The organism is Rouxiella sp. T17, from assembly GCF_036663475.1.
Lineage (GTDB): Bacteria > Pseudomonadota > Gammaproteobacteria > Enterobacterales > Enterobacteriaceae > Rouxiella.
On sequence record NZ_JAWUEA010000007.1, the window covers coordinates 39,396 to 56,725 of the forward strand.

General features: G+C 49.4%; 18 protein-coding genes. 10 read left to right on the forward strand and 8 right to left on the reverse strand.

Annotated features, from left to right (window positions below; genetic code table 11):
- Positions 1-134 precede the first annotated feature (134 nt).
- Positions 135-1,943, forward strand: a complete 1,809-nt coding sequence (gene ligB / locus SC206_RS01470; RefSeq protein ID WP_332733467.1) for an NAD-dependent DNA ligase LigB — start codon at positions 135-137, stop codon at positions 1,941-1,943.
- On the opposite strand, the gene SC206_RS01475 is transcribed toward ligB, so the two are convergent.
- The gene (locus tag SC206_RS01475; RefSeq protein WP_332733469.1) at positions 1,897-2,514 is read right to left on the reverse strand and encodes a trimeric intracellular cation channel family protein; all 618 of its coding nucleotides are present in this window, start codon (positions 2,512-2,514) and stop codon (positions 1,897-1,899) included. The genes ligB and SC206_RS01475 overlap by 47 nt on opposite strands.
- A gap of 397 nt (positions 2,515-2,911) precedes the next feature.
- Between SC206_RS01475 and SC206_RS01480 the strand changes: the two genes are divergently transcribed.
- The 3 genes from SC206_RS01480 to SC206_RS01490 all read left to right on the forward strand — a co-directional run bounded on the left by SC206_RS01480 (position 2,912) and on the right by SC206_RS01490 (position 6,210).
- The gene (locus tag SC206_RS01480; RefSeq protein WP_332733471.1) at positions 2,912-3,532 is read left to right on the forward strand and encodes a TetR/AcrR family transcriptional regulator; all 621 of its coding nucleotides are present in this window, start codon (positions 2,912-2,914) and stop codon (positions 3,530-3,532) included.
- Between the two features lie 67 nt (positions 3,533-3,599).
- Positions 3,600-4,874, forward strand: a complete 1,275-nt coding sequence (gene fabF, locus SC206_RS01485) for a beta-ketoacyl-ACP synthase II (protein WP_332733473.1) — start codon at positions 3,600-3,602, stop codon at positions 4,872-4,874.
- 163 nt (positions 4,875-5,037) lie between these two features.
- Entirely contained in the window at positions 5,038-6,210 is a 1,173-nt protein-coding gene (locus tag SC206_RS01490; protein WP_332733476.1) for an L-dopachrome tautomerase-related protein, read from the forward strand.
- Positions 6,211-6,325: 115 nt separating this feature from the next.
- Here the strand turns inward: SC206_RS01490 and SC206_RS01495 are convergent, their stop codons facing one another.
- On the reverse strand, positions 6,326-6,718 hold the full coding sequence (locus SC206_RS01495; RefSeq protein WP_332733478.1) for a hypothetical protein: 393 nt from the start codon (positions 6,716-6,718) through the stop codon (positions 6,326-6,328).
- A gap of 300 nt (positions 6,719-7,018) precedes the next feature.
- On the opposite strand from SC206_RS01495, the gene SC206_RS01500 reads away from it, so the two are divergent.
- On the forward strand, positions 7,019-8,218 hold the full coding sequence (locus SC206_RS01500; RefSeq protein ID WP_332733480.1) for a type II restriction endonuclease: 1,200 nt from the start codon (positions 7,019-7,021) through the stop codon (positions 8,216-8,218).
- Between the two features lie 37 nt (positions 8,219-8,255).
- On the opposite strand, the gene SC206_RS01505 is transcribed toward SC206_RS01500, so the two are convergent.
- From SC206_RS01505 to SC206_RS01515, 3 genes are all read right to left on the reverse strand, one after another.
- The gene (locus SC206_RS01505) at positions 8,256-9,683 is read right to left on the reverse strand and encodes a DNA cytosine methyltransferase (protein WP_332733482.1); all 1,428 of its coding nucleotides are present in this window, start codon (positions 9,681-9,683) and stop codon (positions 8,256-8,258) included.
- Positions 9,684-9,772: 89 nt separating this feature from the next.
- Complete coding sequence (gene vsr / locus SC206_RS01510; protein WP_332733485.1) at positions 9,773-10,390, reverse strand: very short patch repair endonuclease; 618 nt, start codon at positions 10,388-10,390, stop codon at positions 9,773-9,775.
- A gap of 94 nt (positions 10,391-10,484) precedes the next feature.
- Complete coding sequence (locus SC206_RS01515) at positions 10,485-11,348, reverse strand: YicC/YloC family endoribonuclease (RefSeq protein WP_332733487.1); 864 nt, start codon at positions 11,346-11,348, stop codon at positions 10,485-10,487.
- A gap of 128 nt (positions 11,349-11,476) precedes the next feature.
- Here SC206_RS01515 and rph point away from each other — a divergent pair, with 128 nt between their 5' ends.
- Positions 11,477-12,193, forward strand: coding sequence for a ribonuclease PH (rph, locus tag SC206_RS01520; RefSeq protein WP_332733489.1), 717 nt, complete (start codon positions 11,477-11,479; stop codon positions 12,191-12,193).
- Positions 12,194-12,394: 201 nt separating this feature from the next.
- Positions 12,395-13,036: an orotate phosphoribosyltransferase gene (gene pyrE, locus SC206_RS01525; RefSeq protein ID WP_332733491.1), complete on the forward strand. Its 642-nt coding sequence runs from the start codon at positions 12,395-12,397 to the stop codon at positions 13,034-13,036.
- A gap of 214 nt (positions 13,037-13,250) precedes the next feature.
- Here the strand turns inward: pyrE and slmA are convergent, their stop codons facing one another.
- From slmA to coaBC, 3 genes are all read right to left on the reverse strand, one after another.
- Positions 13,251-13,847: a nucleoid occlusion factor SlmA gene (slmA, locus tag SC206_RS01530; RefSeq protein ID WP_332733493.1), complete on the reverse strand. Its 597-nt coding sequence runs from the start codon at positions 13,845-13,847 to the stop codon at positions 13,251-13,253.
- 260 nt (positions 13,848-14,107) lie between these two features.
- A complete protein-coding gene (gene dut / locus SC206_RS01535; RefSeq protein WP_332733495.1) occupies positions 14,108-14,566 on the reverse strand; it encodes a dUTP diphosphatase in 459 nt (152 codons plus the stop codon).
- Complete coding sequence (coaBC, locus tag SC206_RS01540) at positions 14,544-15,758, reverse strand: bifunctional phosphopantothenoylcysteine decarboxylase/phosphopantothenate--cysteine ligase CoaBC (RefSeq protein WP_332733623.1); 1,215 nt, start codon at positions 15,756-15,758, stop codon at positions 14,544-14,546. Before coaBC ends, dut begins: the two co-directional genes overlap by 23 nt.
- 199 nt (positions 15,759-15,957) lie before the next feature.
- Between coaBC and radC the strand changes: the two genes are divergently transcribed.
- The 3 genes from radC to rpmG all read left to right on the forward strand — a co-directional run bounded on the left by radC (position 15,958) and on the right by rpmG (position 17,325).
- Complete coding sequence (gene radC, locus SC206_RS01545) at positions 15,958-16,638, forward strand: RadC family protein (protein ID WP_332733497.1); 681 nt, start codon at positions 15,958-15,960, stop codon at positions 16,636-16,638.
- A 266-nt stretch (positions 16,639-16,904) separates the two neighbouring features.
- Positions 16,905-17,141, forward strand: a complete 237-nt coding sequence (rpmB, locus tag SC206_RS01550; RefSeq protein WP_005164747.1) for a 50S ribosomal protein L28 — start codon at positions 16,905-16,907, stop codon at positions 17,139-17,141.
- Positions 17,142-17,157: 16 nt separating this feature from the next.
- Entirely contained in the window at positions 17,158-17,325 is a 168-nt protein-coding gene (gene rpmG, locus SC206_RS01555) for a 50S ribosomal protein L33 (RefSeq protein WP_004392084.1), read from the forward strand.
- Positions 17,326-17,330: the final 5 nt, after the last annotated feature.

Sequence of the window (17,330 nt, forward strand, 5' to 3'; positions counted from 1 at the left end):
GCGAGGCTTATTCCAATAAAAAACAGCAATTATGCAAACAGGAAAAAACTTTCCGAGGATTCTTGGAGAACGTTATTTTCCCGCTGGCAGTCACTTATAAAAACGCCTTGAATAGCCGCAACGAGGAGATTGTCATGCGCTATTTATTGCCCGTTTTTTATTTATTCGCGACGCTGTTGTCATTGATTGCTTTTAAAGGGATCGGGGCGACTGAAACCGCCATTGTTAAAGAAATTCATGTTGCGAAAGATTCATCTTGCCCGCTCTGGAGCGCGACGCGTTTCGAGCAGGAGTTATCTCGGCTCACCACCAAACTTGAAAGCTGGGACAGGGCCTATTTCTTGAAGGGCGAAAGCCAAATTGAAGACGTGGTCTACGACAGCCTGCGGGAGCAGCAGCAAAAATGGCGGCTTTGCGCGGGCAACGCGCCGGAAGAAGCAACGCCACCCGCAGGTTCTGCCACCTTGCCGCATCCGGTTTCTCATACCGGACTCAAAAAAATGGCCTCCGAAAACGCGGTGGCTCAGTGGATGAAAGGTAAAACCGACCTGTGGGTGCAGCCAAAAGTGGATGGCATCGCCGTCACGCTGGTATATCAGCGAGGTCACCTGACTGCTTTGCTCAGTCGCGGAGATGGCCTGCTGGGGCAGGATTGGACAGCAAAAGCGGCGGCAATTCCTGCTATTCCGCAGACTATTCCTGACCTCGCCAAGCGGGTTGTGCTGCAAGGCGAGCTATTTCTGATGATGAACGGTCATCGGCAAAATATTACCGGCGGCGTGAATGCGCGCTCGACGGTTGCAGGCGCGATGATGCGTCGAAAGGCCTCGGCGTCTCTCGAACAGGTAGGTATTTTTATCTGGGAATGGCCAGACGGCCCCGCCACGATGACCGCGCGTTTACAGCGACTCACCGAATGGGGGTTTCCGCTCACCGCCGCGTTTACCCAGCCGGTTGAGACTTTTGCCGAGGCGGCGAAATGGCGAGACGACTGGTATCAGCATCCTTTACCTTTCGCCTCTGACGGCATTGTTATTCGGCAACAGGCAGAACCAGAAGGTCGCGCGTGGCGCAATCGACCTGCGAGCTGGGCGGTGGCATGGAAATATCCGGTAGTGCGCAAACTGACCGACGTCACCGGAATTGAGATCACGACAGGACGCAGTGGTAAACGCTCCGTCGTCTTAAAACTACAACCCGTTATGCTCGACGATAAACAGGTCGCTCGCGTCAGCATCGGTTCGCCTGCAAAACTGAAAGAGTGGGACATTAATATTGGTGACCGAGTGGCTGTGAGCCTGGCGGGGCAAGGCATTCCACGGCTCGACGAGGTCGTGTGGCGGGTTGCTGGTCGCGATGAAAATCCGGCTATTAATCATTCTGAACTTGATGCCTTTAGCTGTTTTACCACTAGCGATCTTTGCCGGGAGCAGTTTTTATCGCGACTGGTTTGGCTTAGCGGCTCGCAGGCGTTAGCGATTCGCGGTCTTGGACCCGGCACCTGGAAGAAGCTGGTGGAGGCTGAGCTGGTGACATCTTTACTTGATTGGCTAACGCTCACCGAGCAGCAGATCAACGCGGTGCCGGGGATTGGCGAAAAGCAGGCCAGAAAGCTTTTTGCCGAAATGCAGTTAGCAAAGCAAAAAAGTTTTCGTCGCTGGCTGTCAGCGCTGGGCTTTCCGGTAGCCGGATTAGCAATGAGTGAAACGCTCACGTGGCCGCAGATAACGCGCATCACAGAAACACAGTGGCGAACAGCAAGAGGAATGGGTGAAAAGAGCGCTAAACAGATCCAGCGTTTTATCCATCATCCTGAGGTTGTGGCGATGGTCAAAGTACTCGGCAATGAAAGGCTGCCAGCGTTTATTGAAACTGACAGCCATAAAGAGCAGGAGCTTAGTGGTCCGAATCAGGATAGTGAAATACCGGCAGGCCCAGCTTAAAGCGTAACGCCAGCAGGCGCGCGGCAAAACCTGCCAGCAGTGTGATGATCACCACCAGATTCTGTGGCACCACAAAGTACTGCAGAATGATGTACAGCCAGGCTGCGGCAAAAGAGATGCCACCGTAAATCTCTTTCTGGAAAACCAGCGGGATTTGGTTGCACAGCATGTCGCGCAACACGCCGCCGAACACGCCGGTAATCACGGCGGCGATAGAGGCGATAAGCGGCCCATGGCCTGCGTCCAGCGCTATCTGAGTTCCGATGATTGAAAACACCACCAAACCTAGGGCATCCAGCACTAAAAACAGTTTGCGCAGGTGGCGCATTAACGGTGCTAACCAGGTAGTCAAAATAGCCGCGGCCGCCACAATGAGGATGTACTGTGGATGTTTAACCCAACCTAACGGATAGTGGCCCAGCACCATATCGCGAACGGTGCCTCCACCAATCGCCGTGGCGCAGGCGATAATGATGACGCCAAAAACGTCCATTTTTCGACGACCGGCGGCTAATGCACCCGTCATGCCTTCAGCCGTAATACCAATAATATAAAGAACAGTGAGCAACATAAGTTTCGCCAGTCGACATTTCGCCAAGATTTTATGGTTTCAGATTTATAACTACTACAACTACTAAAACAATTAAGTAACTACAAAGTTTACGACGACAGGGTAATGAGCTTTGCTGTGGGTCTCGACTGAATTTTTCTTTTCATCCTGCCATCGGATTAGTTTATATAATCTGGATAGTTGGTTTACCCTACCATTTTATGCTGCCTTGGGTTCTAAAATCATGCGCTCGCATTATTTTAATTTTCATCTGTTATTCATTATCCTCCTGTAACTTCCATCCTTTTCAACAAGCCTTACCAAAGATAGCTATTCCAATCAGGTAACGAATGTGTATATTTGTCACCTGTTAACCTAAGCTATACGTATAGCTTGGAGATGTGCCTTGGAGAGCTGCATGAAACCCGAAACGCCGGTTGTACTGCCGCAGCGAGGTCCCGCTTTGCATGAGCGTCGAGAGCAGATTATCCGCGCCGCGCTGGACCATTTTCGCCACTACGGTTATTCAAAAACATCCGTAGCCGACTTGGCAAAAGCTATAGGTGTTTCAAGCGCTTATGTTTACAAGTTTTTCGAATCTAAACAGGCGATTGGCGAGGCCGTGTGCAGCCATTCGCTTGGGCAAATCGATGATGCTTTGCGAGAGATTGCGCTTGGCGATAAAAGCGCGGCTGATCGCCTTCGCGAGCTTTTTTCGTCGTTGCTGACCAAAAGTCTGGCGCTGTTTTTTGAAGAAAGAAAGTTGCATGACATCGCTGCCGTGGCGGCTGCGAATCATTGGGATTCGGCAAATAATCATCGCGCCGCGCTCTATGGAATTTTGAAAAAGGTAATCGTTGATGGGCGAGAATCAGGTGAATTTGAATCTGAAACGCCGCTCGATGAGGTCTGCATGGCCATCGCCAGTGTGATGACCCCTTTTTCACATCCGTTAATGCTTGAGGAGAAAACGCCCGAGCAGCTTGAAGAACGCGTTGTTGTGATAACCAATTTGGTTTTACGCAGTTTGGTGAAATAGGCCGACTGATAAAAAGATGTGTAACTCGCATCCTTACTTAAGCGGAATGGTCCGCAGAGGAATTAATATGACTCATCGTCGCGTAGTAATTACTGGCATGGGGGCGGTGAGCCCGCTCGGTTGTGACATCGACACCATTTGGCAGCGCCTGTTGGCCGGCCAGTCTGGTATCCGTGTTCTGCCTACTGAAATCAGCGAAACGCTGACCGTTAAAATTGGCGGCCAGGTACAAACTTTAGAGCAGGATCCTGAGTCAGGCTTCGACCCGGACCAGTACGTGTTGCCGAAAGATCAGAAAAAAATGGACCGTTTTATTCTGTTCGCCATGGCAGCTGCAGATAAAGCGATTGCCGAATCGGGCTGGAAAGCTGAGACCGCAGAGCAGCAAGAGCGTTCGGCCACGGTGATTGGTTCTGGTATCGGCGGCTTCCCGGCGATTGCCAATGCGGTTAGAACCAACGACACGCGCGGTCCTAAGCGTTTGTCTCCGTTCACTATTCCATCTTTCCTCGTCAACCTTGCGGCGGGCCAGGTTTCTATCAAGCATCAGTTCAAAGGCCCAATCGGCGCACCGGTTACCGCATGTGCGGCGGGCGTGCAGGCTATCGGCGATGCCGTTCGTTTGATTCGTAACGATGAAGCCGACATTGCACTGTGCGGCGGCGCGGAAGCGACCATCGACACCGTAACCCTCGGCAGCTTCGCGGCAGCAAAAGCGATGTCAGCGGGTCACGAAGACCATCCTGAAAAAGCGTCACGTCCATTCGACAGCGCGCGCGACGGTTTTGTCATGGGCGAAGGCGCGGGCATGCTGGTCATTGAAGAGCTGGAACACGCTCTGGCACGCGGCGCGAAACCGTTGGCCGAAATTATCGGTTACGGCACCAGCGGCGACGCTTACCACATGACTTCAGGTGCAGAAGACGGCAACGGCGCGGGCCGTGCAATGAAAATTGCATTGCGTCAGGGCGGCATCAAACCTGAGCAGGTTGATCACCTGAACGCGCACGCCACTTCTACGCCTGTAGGCGATTTGGGCGAAATCAACGCGATCAAAAACCTGTTTGGCACCGGCGATAAACTGGCCGTGACCTCCACCAAATCTGCCACCGGCCACCTGCTGGGCGCGGCGGGCGGTTTGGAAACCATCTTCACCGTGCTGGCCGTTCGTGACCAAATCGTTCCGCCAACGCTGAATCTGGATAATAAAGATCCCGCGGCCGAAGGTTTGAACATCATCGGTAACAAGGCGCAGCCACATGAAATCAACTATGCCCTCTCTAACGGCTTTGGTTTCGGCGGCGTAAATGCCTGCGTGTTGCTGAAACGCTGGGAAGCCTAATCTTCTCCGCTTTTTAAAACACCTTTCTCTAAAAGCCCGTTAATTCGGGCTTTTTTCTGCACGATCCCCATCCTTAATTATAATTATTTTTCACCTGGTGGATTTTTGAAACAAAAATTCAGCCTTTGTACGCGCGATTTATCACGGACATAAGGGAAAAATAATGAACAGGAGAGACTTCTGTAAGGCTTCACTGATTTCTACAGGAGCCGTCGCACTCTTAGGCAGTGGGCTGGCGCAAGCGGCCACAAAAATGACGGATTATGGTTTAAGCAAAGGATTGGGACCCGAACTGCAACAGGTTGCGAGCCTAAAATGGCTGGCGAACGCCGTGACGGTAAGCAGCAGCGGCCGCACTTTCGTTGGCCTGCCGCGCTGGCCGACCAATGAAACAACGCCTTCCGTTGCCGAGCTCCTTCCCGACGGTTCCCTCAAACCTTTCCCCGGCGGAAGCTGGAATGAATGGCAATCCGGTCAGCCGGGCGAAGACGCATTCGTTTTAGTTAACACCGTGCACATCTTTGACGACGACACGCTTTGGGTGGTCGATCAGGGTGACCCAAAACTCAGCCGCGACGCGCAAAAAATTCTGCAATTTGATATCAATACCGGCAAGCTGCTGAAAAAAATCACCTTTGATGAAAAGGCTCTACCTAAAGGCGGTAACATCAACGATTTGCGTCTTGATGCTCAGCACGCCTATTTCACCGATTCCGGCCTCGGCGCGATCATCATTACCGACTTGCAAAGCGGAAAATCGATGCGCAGATTAGCCGATCATCATTCAGTAAAAGCAAAGGTCGAACGTCCCGCGCTGGATGAGACCGGCACCGTGATGCAAAAAGATGACGGCAGTCCAAAAATCGTTAATTCAGATCCGCTTGAGCTGACGCCAGACGGTAAATGGCTTTATTATCAGCCGCTTTCAGGTCCGATGTATCGCGTTCCGACCGCCTCGCTGCGTAATGAAAGGCTGACCGATCAGGCGCTGGCCGAGGAAATCGAGTTTGTTTACGACACGCCCGCGCTCTCGGGCACGGCGATAGATACTCAGGGCAACATTTATATGTCCGAGGCACAGCGCCCGCGCATAACCATGCTGACGCCGCAGGGAGATCTGAAGATTATTTTAGAGGATGACCGGATTTGGGGTCCCGACGCGCTATTTATTTCGCATCAGCGCGAACTCTATATTCCTTGCCCGCAGACCGCCAGACTGGCTTATAACCGCGGGCCGGGCGGCAAGGATCTGGTGCAACGACCTTATAAAATCTACAAGGTTAAGCTGCCAGCTTCTCTCGGCGATCGCGAAAAAGTGCCGCCCGTTTCGCGCTAACTCACTTTCGACCGCCCCTTTTTTAGACGTATGGAAACCGAAAAAGCAGGCTCGATGCCTGCTTTTTTCTTTTTTATAAAGGCTTATAGCAACCGATTTCTAAAAATCGTCGCGTTTAGAGCCCATAAGGTCGCGGAATTTCATAGTACTGGCCGGACGGATCGCGCTTGTAATAATGTCCGTGGCTGACATAGAAACGCTCGCCGTGGAAATCGATCGGCGCGAGGTCTGGCGGCGCAGAGTCATACTCATCCTCCTCTTCTGGCGGTGGCGGCGGTGGGCCATCATCGCGAGGTGGCGCATTAACTTCTACGTATTCATCGCCTTGTTTTTGATAGTAATTTCCGTTCAACGCCCAATAAGTTAGCCCGCCAATCACAACGGCAGCAGCAGCTTCAGGCAAGAAGTTAAATCCGGGTCCACCATGACCACCACCGCCTCCGTGCGCCATCGCCAGCGGAGGAGTCAGCAGGCTCAGGATTACCAGTGATACAGCAAGCTTTTTCATTTCATTCCCCTCAGGGGTCAAACTTCAGACTAATACAAACTCTCCCGACTGATATAAGACCTAAACCGCCCGCCGTCAATCTCAAGACCCCCTTTTTCACACCCCGTTACAACTCAGTACGGTATCCTCACGGCGTGGGGGAAAACTGACAAATGGGCTCAGGTTGAAAGTGGTAAAAGGTGAGGAGACAACTTAATTGATTCAGTCTATCGATAACAAAAACAGGCGTGTATGCTTAATTAAATTTATGAGTTTGTATAAGATTTTTAGTGTTCTGCATTAATTAAAAGGGAGGGGTTTATGTCCGGCCTTCATGCTTGGTTGCTGGAAAAAGGGAACAGCAGTAATTATCTTTTTATCAAGAGATTATCTGCAAATGATACGGGTGCTACGGGAGCGCATCAGGTTGGCATTTATATCCCTAAAGGAATAGTTGAGCATCTTTTCCCATCTATTAATCGCGTTGATGAAGAAAATCCCTCTGTATTTTTAAATGCTCATGTTTCTTCTCACACTTGTAATGATAGCCAAGCTAGAGCGGTCTACTACAATGGTCGTTTTTTTGGCAAGACACGGAATGAAAAACGTATAACACGTTGGGGAAGTGGCAGTCCTTTACAGGATCCTGAAAATACCGGCGCGTTAACCATCTTGGCATTTGAGCATGTTCCCGGCTCGGATAGCCCGTCAGTAGATATTTGGGTCTGTGTAAATTCTGATGACGAGGACGTTATCGAATCTGCGATTGGTGAAGTAATACCTGGCACACTAATTTCGGGTAATGCAGAAAAAATCTTGGGCGGATTCTCTGTAAGTACCGAGCCCGTAAAATCCGGATATATTATTCCTGAAAATTGGAAACTATCATTCCCGTCAGGAAGTGAGATTATTCAATTTGCCACCTCACATTATACGCGTGGTGAAGCTGATCCTGACACGCAGTTAATTGATAGACGCCGTGTTGAATATGAAATTTTTCAGGTTGTTGAAGAACTTCATGTTTTAGATTTAATTCGTAAAGGTTTTGGCTCAGTGAATGAATTCATTACTCTAGCTAATTCAGTAAGTAATAGAAGAAAGTCAAGAGCTGGGAAGTCCCTGGAAATCCACCTTGAGACGCTATTTATCGAGTGGGGATTAACTCAATTTGCTACTCAGGCTGCTACTGAAGGAAATAAAAAACCTGACTTCCTTTTCCCATCGTCCATGTCATACCACGATCCTGATTATCCTGATGACAAACTCAGGATGTTAGCCGTTAAGACAACATGCAAAGATCGTTGGCGGCAAATATTGAATGAAGCAGACAGAATTTCTGAGATTCATCTTTTTACTCTCCAAGAAGGGGTGTCTGTCACTCAATTTCAGGAAATGCAGAGGGAAGGCGTTAAGCTAGTTGTGCCATCTTCTTTGCACAAAAAATACCCAGAAACGATCAGGGAAAACTTGATTACTTTAGGTACGTTTATCAAGCAACTTTTAGATCTGTATAAAGAATAAACTATTCTCCCCGATATCAAATCGGGGAGAAATTAAGTTAAGGTTTGTTTTTTCTATCAATAGACACGGCACGATGGATATAGGGTTCTAGAAGCATTGCTACAGCTTCAAACACAGGAACAACCACTGAATTTCCAAACTGACGGTACGATTGAGTATCCGATACCGGGATGCGGAACGGTTTACCTTCAGGCTTTTCAAACCCCATCAATCGAGCACATTCTCGTGGTGTGAGCCTTCTAGGACGTTTCAATTGATTATCTTCGTCACTAAAGTCCATTTCTCCACGAGTCATGTCCCAACCTCTATCAATCAAAATCTCGGAACCATCTTTGTGATAACGAGCTGATAAAGTGCGTGTAACACATGCGGGATCTAATGGATTGACAAGACCAAATCCAAATCCATTACCTTTTGCTGCGTGTTTCTTAGCGTAGTTGTATAAATACTCCCAGAGCTTTGGGGTCAGGATGTATTTATTATCAACAGTGGGTTCAAGTAATTCATTAAGAGTAGGACGCGTTTCAGGATAGAACTTACTAATATCACGTAAGGTGAATCCGTCATGAATTCCCAGATCTTTTCTAAAACCCACTAATACAATTCGCTCTCGATGCTGAGGAAGAAACTTTTTGCCATCCACAACTTTAGGATCATCTTTACCCGTGATAGTAGAATCGGCTACTTCGTATCCCAGCTCATCAAGAGTCTCCATAATAACTTTGAAGGTTTTACCTTTATCATGACTCTTTAAGTTTTTTACATTCTCAAGCATGAAAATAGCAGGCTTTTTAGCACGAATTATTCTGGCTACGTCAAAGAAAAGGGTTCCTTGAGCTTCACATTCAAAGCCATGCGCACGACCTAAAGAATTTTTCTTACTGACGCCTGCAAGGCTAAAAGGTTGGCATGGGAATCCAGCAAGAAGCACATCATGATCAGGAATTTCTTTATCAATATTTTTATAAGCATCTTCTTCTGAAATCTCGAGATTTTCACTAAGGGTAACCTCGCGAATATCAAAATTGAATTTATGCTGATGCTCGTCGTTATACCAATTAGCCTTGTACGTTTTTACAGCATCTTTATTCCATTCACTGGTAAATACGCACTGACCACCAATAGCCTCAAATCCCTTCCTAATTCCGCCTATACCAGCAAAGAGATCAACGAAGCGAAACGCATAATTTGGATGATTTTTTGGTGGCTCCGGTAACATTCTTTTAAGTAGTGCTTCTTCAGTAGAAGTTAGCGACTTAGGGATGCATTTACCATTAACCCAACGATTAAGCGTTTCGCGGCTCCAATCATTTTTACCCAATTTCCTAAGGAGTTCGGCAACGTACTTTTGATCATAAATTTCCAATACTTTGCCAACTAGTTCTCTATCTTGTTGTTGGCGAAGAAATTGTTCAGCCTCCGCCTTTTCAACCAGCTCTTTGGCTACTGCTTCAAATTCTGACATAATTTCTCCTAGGTTTTATAAGTGAAAATGTATCACTCATTTGACCCAGAATAAAGTTTTATCTGGTTATTTAAACAGTAAAAAACTTATCAGTACTCCGGCCAAGTCAGTATCCTTTCCTGGCCTTTTATGGTCTTCGGCAGCCAGCCTAAAATCACCTCATCTGCTTTTCTTAATCCGCATTCCCAAATCGTAAAAACTCTCCAGCCTCTATCAAGTAACAGAGCAATCGTTTTTTCGTCCCGATTGATATTGATAGCAAACTTTTTCAGCCAAAATTCAGTATTACTTTTGGGGATGGTGGCATAGGGGCAACGCGAATGTTGGTGCCAAAAGCAGCCGTGAACAAAGATACAGAGATTATATTTGGGTAAAACCAAGTCAGGCTGACCCGGAAGTGTTTTGACGTGAAGCCGATAGCGGAAGCCTTTAGCATGAAGATAACGGCGTAATGTAAGTTCTGGCTTGGTATTTTTGTTTCTTATGCCAGACATCATTCTGGAACGCGTTTTGGCGTCGACTGTATCCATCCGTTCCTCCCCGTAAAACCTTTCCCCAAAAGAAATCCATGACTTAACTGTAGGATCTAATCTTGAAATGGTCTTGTTTGTGCTCACAGGACAGGGGTTGTAAGTACTTCTAAATGCATAACGTGAAAGTATTACATCTTTCAGTGCCCTTTTAGCACCTGAACCAATTTTGACCATACCGAGGACATCCTCGAAATGGTTCTCAATATTACGGACATCAAAAAGCCCGCCTAAGCGGGCTCCTTTCAAACATCTCAACACTCAAACAAAATCACTCGATATTCTGAATCTGTTCGCGCATTTGTTCGATCAGGACCTTCAGCTCAATGGCTGAGGTGGTCACGTCTGAGTTGATGGATTTAGACGCCAGCGTGTTCGACTCGCGGTTGAACTCCTGCATCATAAAGTCCAGACGGCGGCCGACGGCTTCTGGTTTCTTGAGGATTTTATGCGTCTCTTTAACGTGAGCTTCCAGACGATCCAGCTCTTCGGAGACGTCGACGCGCTGCGCCATCAGCACTAATTCCTGCTCCAGTCGGTTGTTTTCCAACTGAACCTGCGCGTCTTCAAGCTTGCTGACCAAACGCTCGCGCTGCCAGATTAAAATATTTGGCATCTGGGCGCGGACTTTAAGTACTTCAGCGCTCACGCCATCAAGGCGTTGTTCGATAAGCATTCTCAGCGAATCGCCTTCGCTTTCGCGGGCGAGGATAAAGTCATCCAGCGCGCCATCGAGCGCCACCAGCAGTTCATTGCTGATAGCGTCGAGATCTTGTTCTTCGGCAACCATCACGCCCGGCCAGCGCAGCACGTCGAGCGGGTCGATTTCGCCTTCATCACTTTGCATCTTGACCCACTGCGCGGCTTCAACCAGCTGTTTAGCCAGTTTTTCATTGAGTTGCAGCGTGCCTTGGGCACTTGGGTCGAGATCGAAACGCAGGTTGCATTCAACCTTGCCGCGAGTCAGTCGCGCGCGGACGCGTTCACGAATAACGGGCTCCAGACTGCGAAACTGCTCGGGCAGACGGATATAGGTTTCAAGATAACGTTGGTTAACGGAGCGAAGTTCCCACGCTGCGCTGCCCCAGTTACCCTTTATTTCACGTCGGGCATAAGCGGTCATACTACGAATCATGTCTGTGTACCTGTTAATGTAAAGATGAAAGGATTATAGCTTCGCTGAACCCGTCATGATAGGCATTACCTCACGAAGCCCGTATAATGCGCAGCCAACTATGATTTGCGAGCCGGAGAACAACCCCCATGCGTCCAGCAGGCCGAAATGCACAACAAGTGCGCCCCCTAACTCTGACCAGAAACTACACAAAACACGCTGAAGGGTCTGTTTTGGTTGAATTTGGTGATACCAAAGTCCTTTGCACCGCGACGGTTGAAGAAGGGGTTCCACGCTTTCTGAAAGGCCAGGGTCAAGGTTGGATCACTGCCGAATACGGCATGCTGCCACGTTCAACCCACAGCCGTAACCCGCGTGAAGCGGCGAAAGGCAAGCAGGGCGGTCGTACTTTAGAGATTCAGCGTCTGATTGCTCGCTCACTGCGCGCCGCCGTTGATCTGAAAAAGCTTGGCGAATTCACCATTACTTTGGACTGTGACGTGATTCAGGCCGATGGCGGCACGCGTACTGCTTCAATTTCAGGCGCTTGCGTTGCGCTGGCTGATGCCCTGAACGCGCTGGTTGCGGCGGGCAAACTGAAAGCCAACCCGATGAAAGGTCTGGTTGCCGCGGTTTCCGTGGGCATCGTTAAAGGCGAAGCGCTGTGCGATTTGGAATATGTAGAAGATTCCGCTGCTGAAACCGACATGAACGTTGTCATGATGGAAGACGGCCGCATGATTGAAGTGCAGGGCACCGCAGAAGGCGAACCGTTCAGCCATGAAGAGCTGCTGAGTTTGCTGGCCCTCGCCCGAGGGGGAATCGAAACTATCTTCCAGGCGCAGAAAGCGGTTCTGGCAGAATAATTATTTAAGGCGGCTAATTTAGTCGCCTTTTTCATAAGTGAAATCACCCGTCTTCATTGACGCTGTAACTGCGTTAGCTACGCTCGTTAACCCGAATCACTTACGTGTGTAGGCTCATCGGGATTAACAAGCTTGCCGCCTTGCTGCAACGCCAATGACTTGGGCGGGATGTATTTAATAAATTCAAAGCAGGAGAAGTCCATGAAAGCCTATCAGCGCCAGTTTATTGAGTTTGCATTAAACAAGCAGGTTTTGAAATTCGGCGAATTTACCCTGAAATCTGGCCGTATCAGCCCTTACTTTTTTAACGCAGGCCTGTTTAATACCGGTCGCGATTTGGCTCTGTTGGGCCGTTTTTATGCTGAAGCGCTGATCGACTCGGGTATCGATTTCGACCTGGTATTTGGTCCGGCTTATAAAGGTATTCCGATTGCGACCACCACCGTTGTAGCGTTGGCCGAGCAGCACGAACGCGACGTGCCTTACTGCTTCAACCGTAAAGAAGCTAAAGATCACGGCGAAGGCGGCACGCTGGTGGGCAGTCCGTTGCAGGGCAAAGTCATGCTGGTCGATGATGTGATCACGGCCGGAACTGCAATCCGCGAATCAATGGAAATTATTAATGCTCATCAGGCAACGTTGGCGGGCGTACTGATTTCTCTCGATCGTCAAGAGCGTGGCCGCGCGGATATCTCTGCAATTCAAGAGGTTGAACGTGATTACGGTTGCAAGGTGATTTCAATTATCACGCTGGCGGACCTGATTGATTATCTCGAAGAGAAAACCGAGATGGCCGATCATCTGGCGGCGGTTCGCGCTTATCGTCAGCAGTACGGTATCTAAATAGTGTAGATTGACAGCGTTGATGTTTGAATCATTTACGATTTGAATCATTAACTCGTTGAATCATCGACGCTGTGAATCAAAAAAAAGAAAAGGGCCTTTGGCCCTTTTTTGCGTTCTGTCATTCAATCCGCCATTAACCGTCTTATTCACCGTTTCTCATTCATTAGAAACCGCGAGCAGCGTTTACAGCAGTGTTTACAATAAGCAGTGTTTACAATAGTTGTGCGGAAATTAACGGCCAGCGGGTATCGAAATCCTGCGTTGGACTGTATTTAAACTCCGAACGTACAAACCGCGACAGCAGGCCTTCGCAGAGGGCTAAAAGCTGGCTGGCCAACAGCGTTTCATCGGTCTCGAAACCTGTACCTTCACGCATTTTTTTCTCGCGCAGTACCTGACGAAGCTGAACTTCAATACGTTCAAACAGCTGATTAATACGGCCCTGCAAACGGTCTTGTTCAAACATCAGGGCATGGCCGGTCATAATGCGGGTCAGGCCCGGATTACGTTCGGCAAATCCGAGCACCAGCAGCAGAATGAGACGAAGCCTATTTAACGTTTCCTTTTCATCCTGCAAAATCAGGTTAATACGGGAGATCAAACTGTCCTCGATAAACTCGATTAAGCTGTCGAACATCCGCGTTTTGCTGGGAAAATGGCGGTAAAGTGCTGCCTCAGATACCCCGACGCTGGCGGCAAGCTTAGCCGTCGTAATACGCTGGCTGCCATCGCTGGATTGCAGCATTTGCGCTAATGCCTGCAAAATCTCTTCGCGTCGGTTCCTTTTGGTATTTTCTTTTTCTGCCATGTCTGAATAGACCCTTGCTTAAAACGGCTCAAATATAAAAAAAACCGAACAATTGCCGCATCAACCCAAAGATTGCGCGGCTTGTTAACCCTCACCGTTTAGCCGTTGCCAACGTAAATCGCCACAAATGGAACGCAGCTAAGGACAACACCCAGATGTCACCTACAGTGAAGGCTTATTAATTTTTATTGTATCGGTTTGATATAAATAAGGATCTGTTCAATATCCTGCGGACCTGCACCGCGATGTTGAACAGATTCTTACTGGCGTCCAGAGTGACCGAAACCACCCTCGCCGCGTTCGCTGCTGGTAAAGTCTTCAACCAGATTAAATTCGGCCTGAACGACGGGAACGAAAACCATCTGGGCAATACGTTCGCCTGGTTCGATAGTGAAGGTCGTTTGTCCACGGTTCCACACGGAAACCATCAGCTGGCCCTGATAGTCAGAGTCGATAAGCCCCACCAGATTCCCCAATACTACGCCATGTTTGTGACCCAAACCTGAGCGCGGAAGAATGACTGCCGCCAGATTTGCATCATTAATGTGGATAGCCAATCCGGTCGGCAGCAGCGTGGTTTCGCCCGGATGCAGCTCGACGGCGGCGTCCAGCACGGCGCGTAAATCTAATCCTGCAGAACCCGGCGTGGCGTAAGCCGGCAAAGGAAAATCTTTGCCAATGCGTGGATCAAGAATCTTAATGTCTATTTTTTTCATCATAACGGCTGACTATCTCATTGAGTAAAGCTTGGGCAAGCTGCTGTTTATCGGTGAGAGGTAAACGCAGGTTTCCATCTTGCCAAAAAAGATGCAAGGCATTGGTATCACTATTAAAACCATGCCCTGCAAGGGATACATCGTTCGCGCAAATCAGGTCGAGATTCTTCGTGATTCGTTTTTGTTGGGCGTATTCTTCCACATTCTGGGTTTCAGCAGCAAACCCTACGACATACGGGCGATGCGCTTTCATGGCACCGACGCCTGCAACAATGTCAGGATTCTTGACCATTTTTATCGTGATTTCATCGCCCTGTTTTTTTATTTTTTCATCGGCGATGGCAACGGCGCGATAGTCGGCAACGGCCGCGCAGGAGATAAAAATATGCTGTTCGGCGACGCTGGCGTTAACCGCCGTCTCCATTTCAAGCGCGGTGGTGACGTCCGTTCTTGCGACCTTGGCAGGTGTCGATAAAGAGACGGGGCCGCTAACCAGCGTAACCTGCGCGCCGCGTTTGGCTGCCGCTTCGGCGATGGCAAAACCCATCTTTCCGGAGCTGTGGTTCGAGATATAACGCACGGGATCCAGCGCTTCACGCGTGGGGCCGGCAGTGACCATAATCTTCAGATGCTGTAAGTCTTGGCGGGGTGAAAAATGCTCCACGGCCATGTCGACAATCACCAGCGGGTCGAGCATACGCCCGGGACCTACGTCGCCGCAGGCCTGACTGCCTTCATCGGGACCCCACACCAACGTGCCGCGTGCGGCTAGCTGATGCAGATTTTCTTGCGTCACGGCGGCGCGATACATCTGCTGGTTCATCGCCGGAACCACGGCGACAGGCGCGGCGGTAGCAAGGCAAATTGTAGTCAGCAGGTCGTTTGCCATGCCGGCGTTGATGCGTGCCAGCACATCGGCGGTCGCGGGAGCGATAATGACCAAATCGGCCCATTTTCCTAGCTCGATGTGGCCCATCGCGGCTTCGGCTGCGGGATCCAGCAGCGAGTCGGAGACCGGATAACCGGAAACGGCTTGCAGGCTGAGCGGCGTGATAAACGCCTTTGCCGCGTCCGTCATGACGACACGCACGTCAGCCCCACGGTCGCGTAAACGCCGCACCAGCTCGGGAGCCTTATAGGCAGCAATGCCGCCGCTGACGCCGAGCACAATATGTTTGCCGGAAATTCCCGTCATCATGATTGTCCGATTGAAATTCTTGAGAGGCGATATTTTAGCATAAGGATTATTCATGACAGCTATACGGTTTCGTTATTAGCGATGCAGCTTCTTCATCTTGCGAGACGTCCTGGAAAACTCAACCATGCTAAACCCTTGTGACAAAAGGCTGTGCGACACTGTTTATCGATAAAGGCGGGGCTTATAAGGAAGGAGGATGAAAATTCATAATTCGGTCTGGCAGGGTGGTGCCGGGCCAAGAGAAAAACTGATTGAGCTGGGCGCGGGCAGTTTGTCGGACTGCGAGCTGCTGGCGATATTTTTACATACCGGCGTGCGCGGCTTGAATGTCATGGCGCTGGCCGAAGGATTAATGGCCCATTTTGGGTCAATTTACGCGCTTCTGGAGGCGGATTATCCCTCGATTGTTGGCTTTCACGGCATGGGCGCTGCCAAATTCGCCAAGCTCGCGGCGGTCACCGAACTGACTCGACGATGCTATGCAAGACGACTTTCGAGCGAAAATGTACTGCTCAATCCGGCGATAACCCGTCAATTTTTACAAAATTTGCTCGCAAATCGAGAAAGGGAGGTCTTTTTGGTACTTTTTCTCGACAATCAACACCGTGTTATTCGCCATGAGGAGATGTTTGCTGGTACCATTAGCAGCGTCGAAATTCATCCGCGTGAAATTGTGCGCGAAGCGATGAAGGTTAATGCGACGGCGCTGATTCTGGCGCATAATCACCCGTCCGGCAAAGCTGAACCCAGTTTTGCGGACAGAAGGGTAACCGAACAGATAATAAAAGCGTGCCAACTGCTGGATATTCGCGTACTCGATCACTTGGTGGTAGGGGGCGGAGAAACGGTTTCTTTTGCCGAGCGCGGTTGGATTTAGCCTATTTTTGGAGATCCTTTGGGATCTTTAGCTGTTCGGGACTTGAGCACTTACGCTCTAGAGCGTATACTACGCCACCTTTGAGAATCTTGGGTTTGGCGTTAAGAGCCTATCTCAGCAGGTTTCGACCTGATGATATACGGTTTTTACCCGACGACAGTGAGTCGGTTCTCAGTGGAGTTTGCTGAGATGGGCTCTCAAAGCCTGACGAGGCGGCCATACCCTATACGAAGCTCGAGCTGATTTGATTTTTGGAGAATAGACACATGTCCCGAGTCTGCCAAGTTACTGGCAAGCGCCCGGTGAGCGGTAACAACCGTTCCCACGCAATGAACGCGACCAAACGCCGTTTTCTGCCAAACCTGCATTCCCATCGTTTTTGGGTTGAAGGTGAGAAGCGCTTTGTAACTCTGCGTGTATCTGCTAAAGGTATGCGCGTGATTGATAAGAAGGGTATCGAAACGGTTCTAGCCGAAATTCGTGCCCGTGGTGAGAAGTATTAAGGAAAGGAACTGAAACATGGCTAAAGGTGTTCGCGAGAAGATCAAGCTGGTTTCTTCTGCTGGTACTGGTCACTTCTATACCACCACGAAGAACAAGCGTACTAAGCCGGAAAAATTGGAACTGAAGAAATTCGATCCAGTTGTCCGCCAGCACGTGATCTACAAAGAAGCTAAAATTAAGTAATTTTA

Coding starts and splice junctions, on each gene's coding strand:
- ligB (WP_332733467.1), top strand. CDS start 135: ATGCGCTATTTATTGCCCGTTTTTTATTTATTCGCGACGCTGTTGTCA.
- SC206_RS01475 (WP_332733469.1), bottom strand. CDS start 2,514: ATGTTGCTCACTGTTCTTTATATTATTGGTATTACGGCTGAAGGCATG.
- SC206_RS01480 (WP_332733471.1), top strand. CDS start 2,912: ATGAAACCCGAAACGCCGGTTGTACTGCCGCAGCGAGGTCCCGCTTTG.
- fabF (WP_332733473.1), top strand. CDS start 3,600: ATGACTCATCGTCGCGTAGTAATTACTGGCATGGGGGCGGTGAGCCCG.
- SC206_RS01490 (WP_332733476.1), top strand. CDS start 5,038: ATGAACAGGAGAGACTTCTGTAAGGCTTCACTGATTTCTACAGGAGCC.
- SC206_RS01495 (WP_332733478.1), bottom strand. CDS start 6,718: ATGAAAAAGCTTGCTGTATCACTGGTAATCCTGAGCCTGCTGACTCCT.
- SC206_RS01500 (WP_332733480.1), top strand. CDS start 7,019: ATGTCCGGCCTTCATGCTTGGTTGCTGGAAAAAGGGAACAGCAGTAAT.
- SC206_RS01505 (WP_332733482.1), bottom strand. CDS start 9,683: ATGTCAGAATTTGAAGCAGTAGCCAAAGAGCTGGTTGAAAAGGCGGAG.
- vsr (WP_332733485.1), bottom strand. CDS start 10,390: ATGGTCAAAATTGGTTCAGGTGCTAAAAGGGCACTGAAAGATGTAATA.
- SC206_RS01515 (WP_332733487.1), bottom strand. CDS start 11,348: ATGATTCGTAGTATGACCGCTTATGCCCGACGTGAAATAAAGGGTAAC.
- rph (WP_332733489.1), top strand. CDS start 11,477: ATGCGTCCAGCAGGCCGAAATGCACAACAAGTGCGCCCCCTAACTCTG.
- pyrE (WP_332733491.1), top strand. CDS start 12,395: ATGAAAGCCTATCAGCGCCAGTTTATTGAGTTTGCATTAAACAAGCAG.
- slmA (WP_332733493.1), bottom strand. CDS start 13,847: ATGGCAGAAAAAGAAAATACCAAAAGGAACCGACGCGAAGAGATTTTG.
- dut (WP_332733495.1), bottom strand. CDS start 14,566: ATGATGAAAAAAATAGACATTAAGATTCTTGATCCACGCATTGGCAAA.
- coaBC (WP_332733623.1), bottom strand. CDS start 15,758: ATGACGGGAATTTCCGGCAAACATATTGTGCTCGGCGTCAGCGGCGGC.
- radC (WP_332733497.1), top strand. CDS start 15,958: ATGAAAATTCATAATTCGGTCTGGCAGGGTGGTGCCGGGCCAAGAGAA.
- rpmB (WP_005164747.1), top strand. CDS start 16,905: ATGTCCCGAGTCTGCCAAGTTACTGGCAAGCGCCCGGTGAGCGGTAAC.
- rpmG (WP_004392084.1), top strand. CDS start 17,158: ATGGCTAAAGGTGTTCGCGAGAAGATCAAGCTGGTTTCTTCTGCTGGT.